The sequence below is a fragment of the Pseudomonas baetica genome (assembly GCF_051216495.1).
In the GTDB taxonomy this organism is placed as follows: domain Bacteria; phylum Pseudomonadota; class Gammaproteobacteria; order Pseudomonadales; family Pseudomonadaceae; genus Aquipseudomonas; species Aquipseudomonas baetica_B.
In genome coordinates, this window is record NZ_JBPKAM010000045.1 from 1 (window position 1) to 19,861 (window position 19,861).

Sequence of the window (19,861 nt, forward strand, 5' to 3'; positions counted from 1 at the left end):
CGCGAAGGCGTCGGCAAATCCAGCATCGATGTATCAGACAAACCGCTTTCGCGAGCAGGCTCGCTCCCACAGGTTGTGCGCCTCACTCACCGTTTTTTCGGGCCTTTTTATGCGTATCAAAGTCCACTGCCAGAATCGCATTGGCATCCTGCGTGACATTCTCAACCTGCTGGTGGAGTACGGCATCAACGTCGCTCGCGGGGAGGTGGGCGGTGAACACGGCAATGCGATTTACCTGCACTGTCCCAATCTGATCAACATTCAGTTCCAGGCACTGCGTCCGAAATTCGAGGCGATCGCCGGGGTCTTTGGCGTCAAGCGCGTAGGGCTAATGCCGAGCGAGCGTCGGCACATGGAGCTCAATGCACTGCTGGGCGCCCTGGAGTTTCCGGTACTGTCGATCGACATGGGCGGTTCCATCGTGGCGGCCAACCGCGCGGCGGCGCAGTTACTGGGCGTGCGGGTCGATGAAGTGCCGGGAATTCCGTTGTCGCGCTATGCCGAGGACTTCGATCTGCCGGAGCTGGTACGCGCCAACAAATCGCGGATCAACGGTCTGCGGGTCAAGGTCAAGGGCGACGTGTTCCTGGCCGACATCGCGCCGTTGCAATCGGAGCATGACGACAGCGAAGCCATGGCCGGTGCCGTGCTGACGCTGCACCGCGCCGACCGGGTAGGGGAGCGTATCTACAACGTGCGCAAGCAGGAGTTGCGCGGCTTCGACAGCATCTTTCAAAGCTCGAAAGTGATGGCGGCGGTGGTGCGGGAAGCCCGGCGCATGGCGCCACTGGATGCGCCGCTATTAATAGAAGGCGAAACCGGGACCGGGAAAGAGCTGTTGGCGCGGGCCTGCCACCTGGCGAGTCCGCGCGGGCAATCGCCGTTGATGGCGCTCAACTGCGCCGGCCTGCCGGAATCCATGGCCGAGACCGAATTGTTCGGCTACGGCCCGGGTGCTTTTGAAGGCGCGCGGGCGGAAGGCAAGCTCGGGTTGCTGGAATTGACGGCCGGCGGCACGCTGTTTCTCGACGGCGTCGGAGAAATGAGCCCGCGCCTGCAAGTGAAACTGCTGCGCTTCCTGCAGGATGGCTGCTTCCGGCGCGTTGGCAGCGATGAAGAGGTTTACCTCGATGTGCGGGTGATCTGCGCGACCCAGGTCGACCTGTCCGAGTTGTGCGCGCGCGGCGAGTTTCGCCAGGACCTGTACCACCGTTTGAACGTGCTGTCGCTACACATTCCGCCGCTGCGCGAATGTCTCGACGGTTTACCGCCGCTGGTGGAACACTTCCTTGATCAGGCCAGCCGACAGATCGGTTGTTCATTGCCCAAGCTGGCGCCGGCGGCCATGGACCGGCTCAGTCATTACCATTGGCCGGGCAATGTCCGGCAGTTGGAAAACGTGCTGTTCCAGGCGGTTTCCCTGTGCGACGGCGGGACGGTCAAGGCCGAGCATATTCGCTTGCCGGACTATGGCGTGCGTCAGCCTTTGGGTGATTTTTCCCTCGAAGGCGGGCTGGATGAAATCGTTGGGCGCTTCGAGAAAGCGGTGCTGGAACGGTTGTATTCCGAGCATCCGAGCAGTCGGCAACTGGGTAAGCGGCTCGGGGTTTCGCATACCACCATTGCCAATAAGTTGCGCGAGTATGAGGTTGGCAAAGCGGAGTCTTAGCCGGGATTTGCTGTGTTTGTTCCGGCCTCTTCGCGAGCAGGCTCGCTCCCACAGGGATATTTAGTGCTGCACAGATCTACTGTGGGAGCGAGCCCGCTCGCGAAGGCGGTGGTGGCCATTACGCAAGGTTAAGTCTTGCCACCCACCGGCAGGACACCGCCGGTTTTTCGTCTCCGACACAATCCCTCAAATCCCCACTAAACCTCCCAAGTCCTTTGTTTACCGGCCCTTGTCTCGCCAAAATCAAGTTGGTCTGCAAATTGCTTATGGCTCAGCAGTACAGCAGAGGGCGGCAAACGTCCGGCAGGCAGAGGAAAGAGCGTGGACAAGTACCTTTATGTGGCAATGACCGGCGCCAGCCAGAATGCGCTGGCGCAAAAGGCTCATGCCAACAACCTGGCGAACATCTCTACCAACGGTTTCCAGAAAGACCTGGAGCAGGCACGTTCGATGCCTGTGTTCGGCGACAGCTTTCCGGCGCGTGCCTTTGCGATGTCGGAACGCCCGGCCACCGACTTCTCCCCGGGCTCGCTGGTGGAAACCGGTCGCGACCTCGATGTCGCCGTGCAAGGCAACGGCTGGCTGGCGGTGCAAAACCCTGATGGCGGTGAAAGCTACGTGCGTACCGGCAGCCTGGTGGTCGATGCCCTCGGCGTATTACGCGCCGGCAACGGAATGCCGGTGATCGGCAATGGCGGCCCGATCGCCGTGCCGCCCGAGCAGCAGATCGAAGTGGGCGAGGACGGCACCATCAGCATTCGTGCGATGGGCGAAGGTCCTCGTGTCATGGCGGAAGTCGACCGCATCAAGCTGGTCAATCCGGACATCAAGAACATGACCAAGGGGCTGGACGGTTCGATTCACACCAAGGACGGCCAGCCTGCGCAAGCCGATGCCGACGTCAAGCTGGTGTCCGGTTTCCTTGAGTCGAGCAACGTCAATGCCGTGGACGAGATGACCTCGGTGCTGGCCTTGTCCAAGCAGTTCGAGCTGCACATCAAGATGATGAACACCGCCAAAGAAGACGACCAGGCCATGGCTCGGGTCTTGCAGATCAGCTAATTATCAGAACGTCGCGCCGTAAAACAGGCGCACGAGGAGAATCGAATGCTTCCGGCTCTATGGGTTGCCAAAACCGGTCTGTCCGCCCAGGACACCAACCTGACCACCATTTCCAACAACCTGGCCAACGTGTCGACCACGGGTTTCAAACGTGACCGCGCCGAGTTCCAGGACCTGCTCTACCAAATCAAGCGTCAGCCAGGCGCCCAGTCGACCCAGGACAGCGAACTGCCGTCGGGTCTGCAATTGGGTACCGGTGTGCGCATCGTCGGCACCCAGAAAAATTTCAACGCCGGCAGCCTGCAAACCACCGAGCAGCCACTGGACATGGCCATCGACGGTCGTGGCTTCTTCCAGATCCTGCAACCGGACGGCACCACCGCCTACACCCGTGACGGCACGTTCCACCTGGATTCCAATGGGCAGATCGTCAACGCCAGCGGCTTCGCCCTGGAGCCGGCCATCGTCATTCCGAACGACGCCCAGACCTTCACCGTGGGCAAGGACGGCACCGTTTCCGTCACCGTCGCCGGCAACCCGGCTTCCCAGGTGATCGGCAACCTGCAAACCGCCGACTTCATCAACCCGGCCGGTCTACAAGCGGTGGGCAATAACCTGTTCCTGGAAACCGCCGCCAGTGGCGCGCCACAAGTCGGCACCCCGGGCCTGGCCGGTTTCGGTACCACGCTGCAGAACACTCTGGAGACTTCCAACGTCAGCACCGTTGAGGAGATGGTCAACATGATCACCACCCAGCGCGCCTACGAGATGAACTCCAAGGTGATCTCCACCGCCGACCAGATGCTCTCGTTCGTAACGCAGAATCTGTAATCAAGTCTATGTGGCGGCCATGTGGCCGCCGGCTACACCGTGAGGTAAGGGTCATGAAACGCTTCGTCTCTGTTCTGGCACTGAGTGGGATCACCGCGCTCGCAGGCTGCGTGCCTGTGACGCCGAAACCCAATGACCCTTATTACGCCCCGGTGTTGCCGCGCACGCCGCTGCCGGCTGCTGCGAACAACGGCTCGATCTATCAGGCCGGGTTCGAACAGAACCTCTACACCGACCGCAAGGCATTCCGGGTCGGTGACATCATCACCATCACCCTGAACGAGAAGACCCAGGCCAGCAAAAATGCCAACTCGCAGATCGACAAGACCAGCAAGACCGGCATCGGTCTGACATCGTTGTTTGGCAGCAGCGCGACCACCAACAACCCGTTCGGCAGCAACGACTTGAGCCTGAGTGCCAGCTATGAAGGCGACCGTGCGACCAAGGGCGACAGCAAGGCCGCACAGGGCAACACCCTGACCGGTTCGATCACCGTGACCGTCGCCGACGTGTTGCCCAACGGCATCATCGCAGTGCGTGGCGAGAAGTGGCTGACGCTCAATACCGGTGATGAATTGGTACGCATCGCTGGCCTGGTTCGCGCCGATGACATCGCCACCGACAACACCGTGTCGTCGACCCGTGTCGCCGATGCGCGCATCACCTATTCGGGTACCGGTTCGTTTGCCGATGCGAGTCAGCCAGGCTGGTTCGACCGTTTCTTCCTCAGCCCGCTGTTCCCTTTCTAGGTGGCTACGTTGAATTTCAGAAGTCTCTTCGTCGCTGCCCTGATGATGTCGGCAGCCTTCAGTGTTCAAGCTGAGCGGCTAAAAGACATTGCCAGTATTTCCGGCGTGCGCTCCAACCAATTGATCGGCTACGGCCTGGTGGTCGGGCTTAACGGCACCGGTGACCAGACGACCCAGACGCCATTCACCCTGCAGACCTTCAACAACATGCTCTCGCAGTTCGGCATCAAGGTGCCGCCGGGATCGGGTAATGTGCAGTTGAAGAACGTTGCCGCCGTATCGATCAGTGCTGATTTGCCGCCGTTCGCCAAACCCGGTCAGCAGGTCGACATCACCGTTTCGTCCATCGGTAACTCCAAGAGCTTGCGCGGCGGTACGTTGCTGCTGACGCCGCTCAAGGGTATCGACGGTAACGTCTACGCGGTCGCCCAGGGCAACCTGGTGGTCGGCGGTTTCGATGCCGAAGGGCGTGACGGTTCGAAGATCACGGTTAACGTTCCATCGGCCGGTCGCATCCCTGGCGGTGCATCGGTCGAGCGGGCGGTGCCGAGTGGTTTCAATCAGGGCAACAGCCTGACCCTGAACCTCAACCGTTCCGACTTCACCACGGCCAAGCGCATCGTCGACAAGATCAACGACATGCTTGGCCCAGGCGTGGCCCAAGCCATCGATGGCGGTTCGATTCGCGTGACCGCGCCGCTGGATCCGAGCCAGCGTGTCGATTACCTGTCGATCCTGGAAAACCTCGAAATCGATCCGGGCCAGGCGGTGGCGAAAGTCATCATCAATTCCCGTACCGGCACCATCGTGATCGGTCAGAACGTCAAGGTTTCGCCGGCCGCCGTGACCCACGGCAGCCTGACCGTGACCATCACCGAAGACCCGATCGTCAGCCAGCCCGGCCCGCTGTCCAATGGCACGACGGCGGTAGTGCCTCGCTCGAAGGTCAATGCCCAGCAGGAAGCCAAGCCGATGTTCAAGTTCGGCCCGGGCACCACCCTCGACGAAATCGTGCGTGCGGTGAACCAGGTCGGCGCGGCGCCGGGTGACTTGATGGCCATCCTTGAAGCACTGAAACAGGCCGGCGCCTTGCAAGCCGACCTGATCGTGATCTGAGGACGGCACCCATGGATATGTACAAGAGCGGGCGGGTCAGCAGCAGCGATTCGGGATCGTTTTCCGACCTGAACCGACTGAACCAGCTCAAGGTCGGCGACAAGAACAGCGACGCGAACATGCGCAAGGTGGCGCAGGAATTCGAATCGCTGTTCCTTGGCGAGATGCTCAAGTCCATGCGCTCGGCCACCGAAGCACTGGGCAAGGACAATCCGCTCAACACACCTGAAGCCAAGCAGTACCAGGAAATGTACGACCAGCAGTTGGCCGTTTCCATGTCCCGCGAGGGCGGTGGCATTGGCCTGGCGGATGTATTGATGCGGCAGATGTCGAAGAATAAGCCGCTGGCTCCGGGGGAGGCGGCAACCTTGTCCGCCGCCAAGCAGGAAGCCGCGAAAGCCGCTGCGCAAACACCCGTGGCCGCCGGCACGGTGGCCACCAACGGGCCGCTGTCGCGGGTCAATGGCGAGCGTCCGCTGTGGGCATCGCGCTCGGTCAAGGCGCCGACAGGCGAGGGCGAGCATCGCAATGACATGGCACTGATCAATCAGCGTCGGCTGGCGTTGCCACCGAAACTGGCCGATCGCTTGCTGGCAGGTCTGGTGCCTTCCGCCACGACGACTGCCGTGGCGGCCAACAAGACTCAATTGCCAGAGCGCGCCACGCCGACCGGTTCTGGTCCTCTGTTCAACGGTGACTGGTTGGCCAATGCACAGGCCTCTGGCAATGCCGGGCTGCAGATTCATGGTCGTGCCATCGCCCAGATTCCCCTGGCACCGGCGAAGAAGGCGTTCAGTTCCGCCGACGAATTCATCAACACCATGCTGCCGATGGCCAAGGAAGCGGCGGACCGCATTGGTGTCGATCCGCGTTACCTGGTGGCCCAGGCGGCCCTGGAAACCGGTTGGGGCAAATCGGTCATGCGCGCCCAGGATGGCAGCAGCAGTCACAACCTGTTCGGCATCAAGACCGGCAGCAGCTGGAAGGGCGATTCGGCGCGGGCGATCACCAGCGAGTTCAGAAATGGCGAGATGGTCAAGGAGACGGCCGAGTTCCGTTCCTACGCCTCTTACAAGGACAGCTTCCACGATCTGGTGACGCTGCTGCAATCCAACGATCGCTATCAAGATGTCGTGAAGTCGGCCGATAACCCGGAACAGTTTGTACGCGAGTTGCAAAAGGCCGGTTACGCAACCGATCCGCACTACGCCAGCAAGATTTCGCAGATAGCCAGGCAGATGACGAGTTACCAGAACTACGCCGCGGCGGGCGCTACCACGACGCCTTTATAAAAGATAAGGACTGAACCATGAGTTTGCTAAACATCGGAATGTCGGGATTGTCCGCCAGTCATGCGTCGTTGGTGACGACCGGTAATAACATTTCCAACGTCGATACCGCGGGATACTCGCGTCAGCAAACTGTGCAGAGCAGCAAAAACTCTATTCAGTACGGCAATGTGTTCATCGGCACCGGCACGACGCTGGCCGATGTGCGTCGGGTGTACAACAGCTACCTCGATGCGCAGTTGCAGACCACCACTTCGCTCAATAGCGATGCGGCGGCGTACCAGGGGCAAATCACGCCTCTCGATACCCTGTTGTCAGATAGCGGCACCGGCCTGAACGGTGCCCTGACCAAGTTTTTCGCCTCGGTCCAGAACGTCAATGCCAAACCGGGTGACGATGCTTCCCGACAGTTGTTGCTCAGTGATGCCCAAGCGTTGAGCAGCCGTTTCAACTCGATGGCCTCTCAGTTGAATGAGCAGAACAACACGATCAACGGCAACCTGACGAACATGGCCGATCAGGTCAACAAACTGGCCACGACCGTGGCTCAGTTGAACCAGAAGATCAGTGAGATTTCCAGCGCTGGCGGCTCGCCTAACGAGCTGCTCGACGCCCGTAACGAAACCGTGCGCCAGCTGTCGACCTTCACCGGTGCGCAGGTTGTTGAGCGCGACGGAAACCTCGATATCTATTTGGGTAGCGGTCAGCCACTGGTGATGGGTAACACCGTCAACAAACTTGAGGTGGTGCCGAGTCAGGACGATCCAGGACGCCTGGCACTGCAACTCAATCGTGGTTCAAGCACCATCGACATTACCTCGATCATGACCGGTGGCGAGATCGGTGGACTGCTGCGTTACCGTAGCACCGTGCTGGATCCGGCCATGAATGAACTGGGTCGTGTAGCACTGGTTGTCGCCGACCAGATGAACAGCATCCAGGCCCAGGGCATCGACAAAAACGGTGATTTCGGTTCAAACCTGTTCAGTAACATCAACAGTGCCGCACAGATCGCCCAGCGCAGCATTGCCTCTGGCGGCAACACTGGGGGTGGCAACTTCGATGTGAGCATCACGGACTCGGGCAAGCTGACCATCAACGATTACAAGGTGACGTTCAACGGCCCCCTTTCCACGGATTACACCGTTCAGCGTCTGCCCGACAATACCTCCATGGGGACCTTCAGTACGCTGACCACGCCAGCGCCGGTCATCGACGGCTTCTCGTTGAAGTTTTCGGGTGGCTCTGCCATTGGCGATACGTTCAAAATTACCCCGACCCGCAATGCAGCGGGCAGCATCAAGACCGAGATGACCGACTCTAAGCGTCTGGCCATCGCTGCACCACTGGGGGCCGCGATTGCCGCGGGTGGCAGTGGCACGTTGACGATTCCGGCCAGTGGTCAACCGACCCTGAAGACGCCGCTGGATATTTATGATTCGGCAACGACCTTGGCGATTCAGACCGGTCTGAAAAACTCGACGCCGGTGAAGGTGGTGTTCGGTGCAACTTCCGCCGACGGCACCAGCCAGACCTATCAATTCCTCGACGCCAAAGGGGGGGTGATCAGCAGTGGCACGATCAAGCCCGGCGAGAACAACACGCTGAGCCTGAGCATTCCTTTGACCGATGCCAGTGGAGCGCCGATCAATGATCCGGGCCCGCCTGTTGTGCAGCGCACGGCACAGTTCGATATGACGGTTGCCGGTTCGCCCGGCGATGGGACGGCGATCAACGTTACGCTCAGTCAGCCGGGTACCCTGGACAACCGGAACGGCACTGTGTTGGCCGGTTTGCAGACTGCACAGACCGTAGATACCGGGTCGGCCAGCAAGGGCATTTCCCTGACTGACGCTTACGGAAAACTGGTGGAAGGCGTTGGCGCCAAAGCGGCCCAAGGCAAGCTCGACAGCGCTGCGACCGGAGCGATTCTGGCTAACGCCAAAGGCTCACGGGATTCGCTTTCGGGTGTCGACCTCGATGAGGAAACCGGCAACCTGGTCAAGTATCAGCAGTACTACACCGCCTCTTCGCAGATCATCAAGGCTGCGCAGGAAATCTTCAGCACACTGATTAACAGCCTTTAAGGAGTCGTAGCCCATGCGCATTTCTACCGCCCAGTATTACGAGTCCACGGCTTCGAACTATCAGAAGAACTTCGCCAACGTGGTCAAGACCAGCGAAGAGGCCAGCAGCCTCGTTCGCGTCAACACCGCCGCCGATGATCCGGTGGGCGCTTCGCGCCTGTTGCAGCTGGGTCAGCAAGCTTCGATGCTCGATCAGTACCAGACCAACTCCACCACGATCAAGGCGACCCTGGGTACCACCGAAGCGGTGATGACCAGTATCAACAACGTCCTGCAACGCGCCAAGGAATTGGCCGTCAGTGCCGGCAACGCCGGTTACACCGATGAGGACCGCCAAGCCAACGCCGCTGAACTGGGTCAGATCGAAGAGCAGTTGCTCAGCCTGATGAACAGCAAGGATGAGAACGGCAAATACATCTTCGCCGGCTCCAAGGGCGATACCGTGCCGTTCACGCGTAACAGCGACGGCACCTACAGCTACAACGGTGACCAGGTGACCCTCGATCTGGCCGTTGGCGATACGATGTCGATGGCCACCAATACCACGGGTTGGGAAGCGTTCCAGCAAGCGATCAATACCAGCCGTAGCCAGGTCACGATGACGTCGCCGGTCGTGGACGATGGACGTGTGACGCTGTCCAATGGCCAGGTCTCGTCGAACGTCAGCTACAACAGCAAATTCCGGAGCGGCGAGCCCTACACGGTGTCCTTCGTCAGCGGCACGCAATTGAAGATCACTGACTCGGCCGGCAATGATGTCACCGGTGAAGCGAGTCAGGGCGGTGTATTCGATCCGACCAGCACGGCAGGCCAAAGCGTGAGTTTCCGTGGTGTCGACCTGACCCTGAACATCAACCTGGGCACGGGTGACGTACCGGGCACCGTGCTGCCGGGGCACTCTTTTCAGCTCGCCGCCAAGCCTGACTCGTTCACGGCTACCCGCAGTCCGGGTAACACCACGGCCGCACAGGTCACCGGCAGCAGCATCAGCAACTCGGCCGACTACCACGCCAGTTTCCCGTCAGGGGCGGCGGTGATCAAATTCACCAGCGCCACCGACTTCGATCTGTACGCGGCGCCGCTGACATCCACCAGCAAACCGGTGTCCAGCGGCACCATGGTCGGCAACGTAGCCACCGCGTCGGGCGTGAGTTTCACCCTCACCGCCGCGCCAGGGCCCGGCGCTGGCGATCAGTTCAATGTGGCGGTCAACACTCACGAAACCCAGAACATTCTGGATACTGTGAGCCAGTTGAAGACGGCACTTAACACACCCACCAATGGCAACGCGATTGCCATCCAGAAGCTGCAAGCCTCTCTGGCCGGGGGTATCGCAAACCTGGCCAGTGGCACTGATCAGCTTTCCAGTGCCCTGAGTTCGGTCGGTGGTCGTGGTCAGGCACTGGAAACGCAAATGGATACCAATCAGAGCCTGGTGCTGGCCAACACTCAGACCCAATCGGCGATTCGTGACTCCGATCCGGCAGAAGTGATGACCCGTCTGACGTTGCAACAGACCATGCTGCAGGCCTCGCAACTGGCCTTCAGCAAGATTGCTCAGTTGGGCTTGTTCAACAAGATCTGAGTGTGTGCCTGTCGAGCTGCCCGCCGTCTTTTCCTAAGCGGTTCCGGGGTCTCTGCCTGAAAGGGTAGAGGCCCGCCGCTCGAGAGTTTTCCGCCGTGAATCAACCCCCCCTCGTCAGCATCGTCATCCCTGCGTTCAACCCGCGTTTTTTCAGCCAGGCGCTGGAGAGCGCACTGGCGCAAACCTATCAGTCCTTGGAAATCGTCATTTGTGACGATTCTTGCGGCGACGAAATTCGTGACATCGTCGAATCCTTTGTCGAGCCAGCGCACCCGATTCGCTACTTGCGCAACCCGCAGCGCCTGGGTTTGCAAGGCAATGTGCTGCGTTGCGTCGAAGAAGCCCGGGGCGAATTCATCAAGGTGTTGTGCGACGACGATCGCCTGTTTTCGCCAAGCGTTGCCCTGCAGGCGCAGGTACTGATCGAGCAGGCCGACGTCAACCTGGTGTTCGGGCTGCGCATGCTGAGTGATTCGGGTAACTTCATCCTGCCGTCGCGGGTCGATAACTGTCGGTTTGCGCCGGCGGACGCGCTGTTCAAGGGCGAGGACATGCTCGCCATTTTCGAGGGCACACCGAAGAATTTCCTGGGTAATTTCAGTTCCGCGCTGATGCGGCGCGCCGATGTGCTGGATTTGTTGCCGTCGCTGATTCAGGAGGGTGGCGGGTTTATCGCGTTACTCGATTTCGCCTTGTTCGTGTGCCTGATGCGTCGCGGTAACCTGGTGTCGCTCAGCTCCGTATTGAGCAGTGAGCGCCTGTACCCGGAACGTTTGAGCAATAGCCCGCAGATGCTCAAGAAGGCCGTTGAGGAGTGGAGCTGGTTAACCCAGATGTTGGCGGCGCGCAGCGGCGAAGCGGCCCCGGCCTCGGGCTGGGTGCGCTACATCGAACTGGCGAAAATCACCGAGCAACCCCATGCCTGGGAAGAGTTGTGCGTGGTGCGGATTCTGGGCAATCGCAATACGGTGGTGAGTGGCCGGGTGGGAGGGGAGAGCGATAGCTACGCTGACTTCTATCGCGAGTGGCTGACCATTCGCCGGTTCTCCGACGTCGAGCAGCGTCTGATGCCGCAGCGCATTGATAGCTGGTCGTTCAAACCGCAAATCGTACCAATTGTGATCGACAGCGACGCCGATAGTGCTGCATTGAAAACGACTTTGCAGAGTCTTCAGCAACAGCTGTATTCACCGCCGGCCGTGATCGTGCTGTCCGACGCAGACTGCGCCCCTGACGATCGCGTGTTGCAGTTGCCGTATCAGGCCGACTGGACGCTTCAGCTCAATGCTGTGATTGCGCAACTGGAAGGTGCTCATTGGTTTTACCTGCTGCGTGCTGGCGACACACTGCGCGAGTCGGCGCTGTTGATTCTCGCCGAGCGAATTGCCGGTTCCCCCGGCATTCTTTGTGCGTACAGTGACGAGGGAGCCCTGATTGAAGGGGAATCCATCGATCCGGTGTTCAAGCCGGATTTCAACCTCGACCTGATGCGCGCCTACCCTTATGTGGGTCGCACTCTGGCTTTTGAGCGTCAGCGCTTTTTGACGTTGGGTGGCTTCGATCCGGCCATGGGTGAGTTGGCGCCCCATGATGTTGTCTGGCGCCTGGTGGAAGATGCCGGCCCGCAGACGATCGAGCACATCGCTGAAATCCAGGTCGAATCGGCTCTGAACTACGCGCAATGGTTATCGTTGCCGGCGGTGATCAACGGCAACTCAAGTATGGTCAGCGCGCACCTGGATCGCATCGGTGTGGCGCACCACATTCGGCAGGACAGCTTGCCGTTGATCAATCGCATCGACTACTTGCACGCTACGCGACCGAAGGTGTCGATCATCGTTCGCACCGGTGATTCGCTGTACGCTTTGCAGCGTTGCATCGAGGGATTAATCGAGCGCACCGCGTACACCCAATACGAAATCCTGATCGTCGACAGTGGTGTGCAAGACCCGGCGATGCTCGACTGGCTGGCGGCCATGGCGCAGTTGGGAGCCTCCATGCTGCGGGTTCTGCGATATGCCGGTGACGATAATGAAGCGGCGATTCGCAATTTTGCTTCGGAGCAGGCCCGTGGCGAGTACTTGTTGCTGCTCGACGCGCAAGCAGTGATTTGTGACGCCGATTGGCTCGATGAGTTGCTCAACCATGCACAACGTCCTGAAGTGGGGGTGGTCGGTGCGCGAATCCTGAGTCCCGAGGGCACCATTGTCAGTGCCGGACTGGTTCTGGGCTTGGCCGGGCCGGTCGGTTCGCCGTTTTCCGATGAAGCGGCCGGCGCTCGGGGTTACATGCAGCGTATGCACGTCACTCAGAACTGGAGCGCGGTGAGCAGTCATTGCCTGATGGTGCGCAAACAGGTGCTCGAAGACTTGGGGCGGTTTGATGAAGAACACTTCAGCCTTGGCCTGAGCGATGTCGATGTGTGTTTGCGGGCAAGCAAAGAAGGCTACCTGGTGGTATGGACACCTTATGCCAGTGTGGTTGTGGCCCCGCAAGGCAGTGCGCCAATTACGCCCTCGAACCCGGCCTTGCTCGAACAGGAGCAAGAAGTCTTTTATCGCAAGTGGTTGCCGAAGATCGCCAGGGATCCTGCTTACAGTCCCTCGTTGAGCCTCGCTTCCAGCTTCAGCCTGGAACCTTCGCTGCGTAACAACTGGAACCCGTTTTGCACCCGTGCCTTACCCTTGATTCTGGGGCTGCCGGTCAATAACTCGGCCGTCGGACATTATCGTGTCACCGGGCCGCTGGCAGAGCTTGAGGCCGCCGGGCGAGTGATTGCGCGGGTTGCATACGAGTCGCCATCGACGGTGGATATCGAGCGGTTGTCTCCGGACACCCTCATCCTGCAATGCCGCTACAGCGAAGGTGCTGTCAGTGACATTTTGCGCATGAAGAAATATTCCGGCGCCCTGCGTATTTTTGAGCTCGATGATTACGTGGTCAGTGCTCCGAAGAAAAATACCCATGCCCGTAACAAACCGGTCAATACCGAGCAGATGCTGCGCGAGGGTATCGCGCTGTGTGATCGCGTGGTGGTAACCACCCAGCCCTTGGCCGATGCATTGTCTAGCATGCACAGCGAGATTCGCGTGGTGCCGAACATGCTCTCGCCCGACCCTTGGGCGACGCTGACCAGCCAACGACGCACCTCTCGCAAACCGCGGGTAGGTTGGGGCGGCGGCACCAGCCACACCGGTGATCTGGAGATCATCGCCGATGTGGTGCGCGAGTTGGCGGACGAAGTCGAATGGGTGTTCTTTGGCATGTGTCCGGATGAATTACGCCCGTATGTTCACGAGTTTCATTCCACCATCGGGTTGCAAGCCTATCCGTTCAAACTGGCGAGCTTGAATCTCGATCTGGCGTTGGCGCCTCTGGAATTCCACATCTTCAACGACTGCAAGAGCAATCTTCGCTTGCTGGAGTATGGCGCCTGTGGTTACCCGGTTATCTGTACCGACACCGAGGCTTATCGCGGCCACTTGCCGTGCACCAAGGTCTACAGCAACAGCACTGAGGAGTGGTTGCAGGCGATCCGCATGCACCTGGCCGATCCCGACGCCAGCTATCGCATGGGCGATGAACTGCGCGAGGCGGTGCACCGCGACTTCATGTTGCGCGGCGATAACCTTCAGCACTGGTTGTGGGGTTGGTTGCCGGACTGATCCTTACTGCCAGCCCACGGAAAACGCAGTCGACTTGACCTTCGACTGCGTTTTTTTTTGCCTGAACATTCATCGCGCTTACCGCCTGTGCACCGCGCAGCCGCGCGGCTTTAGAGCTGGCGCGTTTCCTGCAAGTTGTCCCTATATCGCCATAAAACGAGCGCTTGCGACCAGTCCGTGCGCGCAGGACAAGGCACGTATTTTAGCCAGACGGCCCGCAAAAGCTTTTTCAAGCTTGGCTGAGCCTTGTGACGAACAAGAGGGGAGATGATGAAGGCAGTAATTCTGGCAGGTGGTCTCGGCACGCGGATCAGCGAAGAGTCGCACCTCAAGCCTAAGCCAATGATCGAAATCGGCGGCAAGCCAATTCTTTGGCACATCATGAAGCAGTACTCCGCCCATGGGATCCACGATTTCGTGATCTGTCTTGGCTACAAGGGTTATGCGATCAAGGACTTCTTCGCCAACTACTTTCTACACACCTCTGACGTCACCTTCGACATGAGCAACAATCGCATGGATGTTCACCAGAACTACAGCGAGCCATGGCGTGTCACGCTGATCGACACAGGCGAAGAAACCCTGACGGGCGGGCGTTTGCGGCGCGCTTCGCGTTACCTGGAAAATGAGCAAGCATTCTGTTTCACCTATGGCGACGGCGTTTCGGACCTCAATATCGGTGAGCTGGTCGACTTCCACCTGAGCCATGGCAAGCTCGCCACCGTAACGGCGGTGCAACCGCCGGGACGCTATGGCGCCCTGGAGCGCGATGGCGATACGGTATTGGGTTTCACCGAGAAGCCTCGTGGCGACGGTGGCTGGATCAACGGCGGCTTCTTCGTCCTGTCGCCGAAGGTCTTGCCTTACATCGCGGACGATCAAACCTCCTGGGAGGCCGAGCCCCTGGCGAAGCTGGCCAGCGAACAACAGTTGCAGGCTTTCCAGCACGAAGGCTTCTGGCACCCGATGGACACCCTGCGTGACAAAAATCACCTGGAGTCGTTGTGGCAGAGCGGGGAGGCCCCATGGAAGCAATGGGACTGAGCCCGCAGTTCTGGCGCGGCAAGCGGGTGCTTGTCACCGGTCACACCGGGTTCAAGGGCAGTTGGCTGACGTTGTGGCTGCAAAGCCTGGGTGCCGAGGTCAGCGGATTTTCCCTGGATCCCTCCACCGAGCCGAGCTTGTTTGAACTGGCGCGCGTGCACGAAGGCATCAACGATCAGCGAGGCGACCTGCGTGACCTGGGGGCCTTGCTGGAGCTGATCGCTGAGACCCAACCGCAAATCGTCCTGCACCTGGCGGCCCAGCCGTTGGTGCGCGAGGGTTATCGCGATCCGTTGGGCACCTACTCGAGCAACGTCATGGGTACGCTCAACCTGCTCGAAGCGATCCGCCAAGTCGGCGGCGTGCGCGCCTGCGTGCTGGTGACGACCGACAAGGTCTACGCCAATCAGGAATGGCTGTGGCCGTACCGCGAGAATGAAGCGCTAGGTGGTCACGACCCTTACAGCAGCAGCAAGGCTTGCTGCGAGTTGCTGGCGCAGTCCTATGCCGCATCGTTCTTTGCGGCTGACAAATATGCCGAACACGGCCTGGCCCTGGCCACGGCGCGGGCCGGCAATGTGTTGGGCGGTGGCGATTTCGCACCGGAGCGCTTGATTCCCGATGTACTCAGAGCCTGGTCGGCGGACGAACCCGTGACCTTGCGCTACCCGCAGGCCGTGCGTCCGTGGCAACACGCGCTGGAACCGTTGGCCGGTTATCTGCAATTGGCCGCCGGTTTGTATGAGCAAGGCCCGCAGTTCGCCGGTGCATGGAACTTCGGCCCGAGTGAAGCGGATATGTGCAGTGTCGGTGACGTGGTCGCAATGCTTGCCAGCCGCTGGCCGCAAGAACGCGGGTTGCGGGTTGAGCCCAGTGACTTGCATGAGGCCGGTCTGCTGCGCCTGGACAGCAGCCGCGCCCGTCAATTGCTGGCCTGGCAACCTCGCTGGTCGTTGCAGCAATGCCTGACCCAAACCCTGGATTGGCATTTGGCGTGGCAGAACGGTGACGACATGCGCCTCTTCACCCTGGCCCAACTCAATCAGTACCGAGGCGCGCCGTGAGCGAATTTCTGTTAAAGGCGTTGCCGCTGGACGGGTTGTTCAGCGTGCAGCACAAACGCTTCGAAGATGAACGCGGGCACTTCGCCCGGCTTTTTTGCGAGGGGAGCCTGAGCGCTTTCGGTCAGGCGTTCCACATCCGTCAGATCAACCATTCCTGCACTCGAGAACGCGGCACTGTGCGTGGCCTGCATTACCAGAACGCCCATTCGCCGGAAGCCAAGTTGATCACTTGCCTGCGCGGTGAAGTGTGGGATGTGGCGGTGGATCTGCGCCCCGATTCCGACACCTTCCTGCACTGGCACGCCGAGCACCTGCGCGCAGGTGATGGACGCAGCCTGTTGATCCCGGCCGGATTCGCCCACGGTTTCCAGGCCCTGAGTAGCGATGCCGAGCTGCTTTACCTGCACAGCAACGATTACGCGCCTGCGCACGAAGGCGGGTTGTCGGTGAACGATCCACGGCTGGCGATTGCCTGGCCGTTGCCTGTCAATAATCTGTCGGCGCGGGATTCCAGCCATCCCTTGCTCGATAAACACTTTGCCGGAGTGCGTTTATGAATTGCCGTGGTTGCGGTGCTCCGCCGACCTTGCCGCTGATTGATCTGGGCACCTCGCCGCCGTCCAACGCCTACGTGCGCTTCGATCAGCTGGAGCAGGCCGAGCACTGGGTACCCTTGAAGGTAGCGGTGTGTCAGCAATGCTGGCTGGTACAAACCGAGGACTACACCAGCGCCGACAGCCTGTTCGATGCGGAGTACGCCTATTTCAGCTCGTTCTCCAGCACCTGGCTGCGCCATGCCGAGCACTATGTGGCCCAGATGGTCGAGCGCTTTGCCCTGACCTCCGAAAGCCGAGTGGTGGAAATTGCCGCCAACGACGGTTACCTGTTGCAGTACGTCGCTGCAAGCGGCATTCCTTGCCTGGGTGTCGAACCGACCCGCAGCACCGCGCAAGCGGCCCGGGATAAAGGCCTAGAGATTCGCGAACTGTTTTTCGGTCGTGACACGGCTGCGCAACTGCGCAGCGAAGGCTGGGCCGCCGACCTGATGGCGGCCAACAACGTGCTGGCGCATGTGCCGGACATCAACGATTTCCTCGGCGGTTTCGCGATCTTGCTCAAGCCGACGGGCGTGGCGACATTCGAGTTTCCGCAGCTGCTGACATTGATGGCCGGCCAGCAGTTCGACACGCTGTATCACGAGCACTATTCCTACCTGTCCCTGACCGCCGTGCAAGCCCTGTGCGAGCGCAATGGTCTGGAGGTGTTCGACGTCAGCCCGTTATCGACTCATGGCGGTTCGCTGCGGGTGTTCGTGCAGCGCCTTGATGGTGAGCGTCGTGAAGTGCAACCCGCGGTTGCGCAGCAGTTGCAGGCCGAACTTGTAGCCGGTGTGAAAACCCCCGAGTACTACGCGACCCTGGCGCCCGCTGCCGAGCGTATCAAGCACGAACTGCTGCGTTTTTTGCTGCAAGCCAAGGCTGACGGCAAACGTGTGGTCGGCTATGGCGCTGCCGCCAAAGGCAACACCTTGCTCAACTACGCCGGGGTCAAGCCGGACCTGTTGGCCTGGGTCGCCGACGCCAACCCGCATAAGCAGGGAAAGTACCTGCCGGGCAGCCGCATTCCGATCGTATCGCCTGCGCATATCGATCTGGAAAAACCGGACTACGTTCTGGTCCTGCCGTGGAATCTATTGCACGAGGTCAGCCAGCAGTTGAGCCAGGTACGTCAGTGGGGCGGCCGTTTCGTGATTGCCGTGCCTGAGTTGACCGTACTGTGAAGGTGCTGGTGACCGGGGCCACCGGTTTTGTTGGCCGGCATCTGGTTGCAGCGTTGCTGGCCCGTGGTTGTCAGGTTCGGGCCGTGGCGCGCAACGCCGGGACCGCAGCGGGATTACCGTGGATCAATGCCGTGGAGTTCATCGCGGCGGACATCCACGCCGACGATCTGGATGTCGCAGCGTTGACCGAGGGCGTCGATGCCTTGGCGCACCTGGCCTGGCCGGGGTTGCCGAACTACCAGGCGCTGTTCCATTTTGAGCACAACCTGATGGCCGACTACCGGTTCATCAAGCGCGCGGTCGAGGCCGGTGTTCCGCAGGTGCTGGTCACCGGTACGTGTTTCGAATACGGCATGCAGAGCGGGCCGCTCACCGAGCAGACTGAGCCACGGCCAGCCAATCCTTATGGCTTGGCAAAAAACACCTTGCGCCTGTTTCTGGAAAACCTGCAACACGTCCAGCCGTTCACTTTGCAATGGGCGCGCCTGTTTTATCTGCATGGCGAAGGCCAGAACCCCGGCAGTTTGCTGGCGGCATTGGACCGGGCGATCGATGCCGGTGACGACGCGTTCAACATGTCTGCGGGCGAGCAGTTGCGCGATTACCTGGCGATTGAAACGAGCGCCGGTTACCTCGCGTCGATCCTGCAAAAGCGAAGCTTCAACGGGGTGATCAACTGTTCCAGCGGCCAACCGATTTCGATCAGGGCACTGGTGGAGCAGCGGCTGCGTGAACGCGGTGCGTCGATCCGTTTGAACTTGGGGCATTACCCCTATCCGTCCCACGAACCGATGGCGTTCTGGGGTGTGGCAACGCGCTTGCAACAGCTACTGGGAGCAGAGCATGAGGCATGAGTTGTATCGGGTCGCCGACCTGCCCGTATTGCAAAACCGTACCTTCGCCGACCCACAGTCAGCCAAGGCATCGGCCTGTGCCGACATGGTCTTGGTGCAGGATGAAAAGAGCGGGTTGATCTTCAATCAGGCCTTCGATGCCGACAAGCTCAACTATGACGCCGACTACCAGAATGAGCAGGCACATTCGGGCCAGTTCCAGAAACATCTGAGCGACGTCGAAGGCATCATTGCCCGCCACTTCAAGGGGCAGGAACTGATCGAGGTCGGCTGTGGCAAAGGTTATTTCCTGGAACTGCTCAAGGGCCTCGGTTACTCCATCACTGGCATCGATCCGGCTTATGAAGGCGACAACGCCGATGTGATCAAGGCGCCGTTCACACGAGGCCTCGGTCTGGCGGCGGACGCCATCGTGTTGCGTCATGTGCTGGAGCACATCCAGGACCCTGTGGGTTTCCTGGCGCAGATGGCCGAGGCCAATCAGGGCGGGCAGATCTACATCGAAGTGCCTTGCCTGGACTGGATTCTTGAGCACCGCGCCTGGTTCGACCTGTTTTACGAGCACGTCAATTATTTCCGCCTCGATGACCTGCGCCGGATGTTCGGCACGGTGCATGAGGCCGGCCACCTGTTTGGCGGCCAGTACCTGTACATCGTCGCCGACTTGGCCACGTTGCGCCTGACCCCGGAACAACCGGTGCCCCGCCTGGAACTGCCCGAAGGCTTCACCGCCAGCCTCGAGCGCGCGGTGCAGATCATCCAGGCCGCACCCGCGCAGGGTTCGGCGATCTGGGGAGCATCGTCCAAAGGCGTGATCTATTCGTTGTTCCTGCAACGGGCCGGTGTGGCGGTGGATCGCGTAGTGGATATCAACCCGGCCAAACAAGGGCGCTACCTGCCCTTGAGCGGCGTGCGCGTGTCCTCGCCGCAAGAGGCCATGGACGCTTTGCCCGAAGGCGCCAACCTGTTTGTGATGAACTCCAACTACCTCGAAGAAATCAAGCGGATGACTGATGGGCGCTACGTCTATCACGCCGTCGACAGTGCTTCGTTCCAGTGACTATTG

Annotated in this window: 15 protein-coding genes; all 15 read left to right on the forward strand. The window is 60.1% G+C overall.

Annotated elements, in window-relative coordinates; genetic code table 11:
• Window positions 1–109 precede the first annotated feature (109 nt).
• A complete protein-coding gene (locus ACSFE6_RS16905; protein ID WP_435428696.1) occupies window positions 110–1,669 on the forward strand; it encodes a sigma-54-dependent transcriptional regulator in 1,560 nt (519 codons plus the stop codon).
• A 321-nt stretch (window positions 1,670–1,990) separates the two neighbouring features.
• Window positions 1,991–2,731 (forward strand): flagellar basal body rod protein FlgF, encoded by a 741-nt coding sequence (locus ACSFE6_RS16910; RefSeq protein WP_435428697.1) that lies wholly within the window; start codon window positions 1,991–1,993, stop codon window positions 2,729–2,731.
• 45 nt (window positions 2,732–2,776) lie between these two features.
• Window positions 2,777–3,562, forward strand: a complete 786-nt coding sequence (gene flgG / locus ACSFE6_RS16915) for a flagellar basal-body rod protein FlgG (protein ID WP_433736649.1) — start codon at window positions 2,777–2,779, stop codon at window positions 3,560–3,562.
• 53 nt (window positions 3,563–3,615) lie between these two features.
• The gene (flgH, locus tag ACSFE6_RS16920) at window positions 3,616–4,311 is read left to right on the forward strand and encodes a flagellar basal body L-ring protein FlgH (RefSeq protein ID WP_435428698.1); all 696 of its coding nucleotides are present in this window, start codon (window positions 3,616–3,618) and stop codon (window positions 4,309–4,311) included.
• A gap of 42 nt (window positions 4,312–4,353) precedes the next feature.
• Window positions 4,354–5,427 (forward strand): flagellar basal body P-ring protein FlgI, encoded by a 1,074-nt coding sequence (locus tag ACSFE6_RS16925; protein WP_435428736.1) that lies wholly within the window; start codon window positions 4,354–4,356, stop codon window positions 5,425–5,427.
• An 11-nt stretch (window positions 5,428–5,438) separates the two neighbouring features.
• Complete coding sequence (gene flgJ, locus ACSFE6_RS16930; protein ID WP_435428699.1) at window positions 5,439–6,719, forward strand: flagellar assembly peptidoglycan hydrolase FlgJ; 1,281 nt, start codon at window positions 5,439–5,441, stop codon at window positions 6,717–6,719.
• Between the two features lie 17 nt (window positions 6,720–6,736).
• Entirely contained in the window at window positions 6,737–8,803 is a 2,067-nt protein-coding gene (gene flgK / locus ACSFE6_RS16935; RefSeq protein ID WP_435428700.1) for a flagellar hook-associated protein FlgK, read from the forward strand.
• A gap of 13 nt (window positions 8,804–8,816) precedes the next feature.
• Entirely contained in the window at window positions 8,817–10,388 is a 1,572-nt protein-coding gene (locus tag ACSFE6_RS16940; RefSeq protein WP_435428701.1) for a flagellar hook-associated protein 3, read from the forward strand.
• Window positions 10,389–10,483: 95 nt separating this feature from the next.
• Complete coding sequence (locus ACSFE6_RS16945) at window positions 10,484–14,053, forward strand: glycosyltransferase (RefSeq protein WP_435428702.1); 3,570 nt, start codon at window positions 10,484–10,486, stop codon at window positions 14,051–14,053.
• 270 nt (window positions 14,054–14,323) lie between these two features.
• Complete coding sequence (gene rfbF, locus ACSFE6_RS16950) at window positions 14,324–15,097, forward strand: glucose-1-phosphate cytidylyltransferase (RefSeq protein WP_435428703.1); 774 nt, start codon at window positions 14,324–14,326, stop codon at window positions 15,095–15,097.
• A complete protein-coding gene (gene rfbG / locus ACSFE6_RS16955) occupies window positions 15,079–16,161 on the forward strand; it encodes a CDP-glucose 4,6-dehydratase (protein ID WP_435428704.1) in 1,083 nt (360 codons plus the stop codon). The genes rfbF and rfbG overlap by 19 nt, the downstream gene beginning before the upstream one ends.
• Entirely contained in the window at window positions 16,158–16,718 is a 561-nt protein-coding gene (locus ACSFE6_RS16960; RefSeq protein WP_435428705.1) for a dTDP-4-dehydrorhamnose 3,5-epimerase family protein, read from the forward strand. Before rfbG ends, ACSFE6_RS16960 begins: the two co-directional genes overlap by 4 nt.
• Window positions 16,715–17,941: a methyltransferase domain-containing protein gene (locus tag ACSFE6_RS16965; protein ID WP_435428706.1), complete on the forward strand. Its 1,227-nt coding sequence runs from the start codon at window positions 16,715–16,717 to the stop codon at window positions 17,939–17,941. The genes ACSFE6_RS16960 and ACSFE6_RS16965 overlap by 4 nt, the downstream gene beginning before the upstream one ends.
• Entirely contained in the window at window positions 17,938–18,795 is an 858-nt protein-coding gene (locus tag ACSFE6_RS16970) for an NAD-dependent epimerase/dehydratase family protein (protein WP_435428707.1), read from the forward strand. The genes ACSFE6_RS16965 and ACSFE6_RS16970 overlap by 4 nt, the downstream gene beginning before the upstream one ends.
• Window positions 18,785–19,855, forward strand: coding sequence for a class I SAM-dependent methyltransferase (locus ACSFE6_RS16975; protein ID WP_435428708.1), 1,071 nt, complete (start codon window positions 18,785–18,787; stop codon window positions 19,853–19,855). Before ACSFE6_RS16970 ends, ACSFE6_RS16975 begins: the two co-directional genes overlap by 11 nt.
• The last annotated feature ends 6 nt before the right edge of the window (window positions 19,856–19,861 follow it).

Excerpts from the sequence above, each read along its gene's own strand:
- ACSFE6_RS16905 (WP_435428696.1), top strand. The coding sequence starts at position 110 with ATGCGTATCAAAGTCCACTGCCAGAATCGCATTGGCATCCTGCGTGAC.
- flgG (WP_433736649.1), top strand. The coding sequence starts at position 2,777 with ATGCTTCCGGCTCTATGGGTTGCCAAAACCGGTCTGTCCGCCCAGGAC.
- flgH (WP_435428698.1), top strand. The coding sequence starts at position 3,616 with ATGAAACGCTTCGTCTCTGTTCTGGCACTGAGTGGGATCACCGCGCTC.
- ACSFE6_RS16925 (WP_435428736.1), top strand. The coding sequence starts at position 4,354 with ATGATGTCGGCAGCCTTCAGTGTTCAAGCTGAGCGGCTAAAAGACATT.
- flgJ (WP_435428699.1), top strand. The coding sequence starts at position 5,439 with ATGGATATGTACAAGAGCGGGCGGGTCAGCAGCAGCGATTCGGGATCG.
- flgK (WP_435428700.1), top strand. The coding sequence starts at position 6,737 with ATGAGTTTGCTAAACATCGGAATGTCGGGATTGTCCGCCAGTCATGCG.
- ACSFE6_RS16940 (WP_435428701.1), top strand. The coding sequence starts at position 8,817 with ATGCGCATTTCTACCGCCCAGTATTACGAGTCCACGGCTTCGAACTAT.
- rfbF (WP_435428703.1), top strand. The coding sequence starts at position 14,324 with ATGAAGGCAGTAATTCTGGCAGGTGGTCTCGGCACGCGGATCAGCGAA.
- rfbG (WP_435428704.1), top strand. The coding sequence starts at position 15,079 with ATGGAAGCAATGGGACTGAGCCCGCAGTTCTGGCGCGGCAAGCGGGTG.
- ACSFE6_RS16965 (WP_435428706.1), top strand. The coding sequence starts at position 16,715 with ATGAATTGCCGTGGTTGCGGTGCTCCGCCGACCTTGCCGCTGATTGAT.
- ACSFE6_RS16975 (WP_435428708.1), top strand. The coding sequence starts at position 18,785 with ATGAGGCATGAGTTGTATCGGGTCGCCGACCTGCCCGTATTGCAAAAC.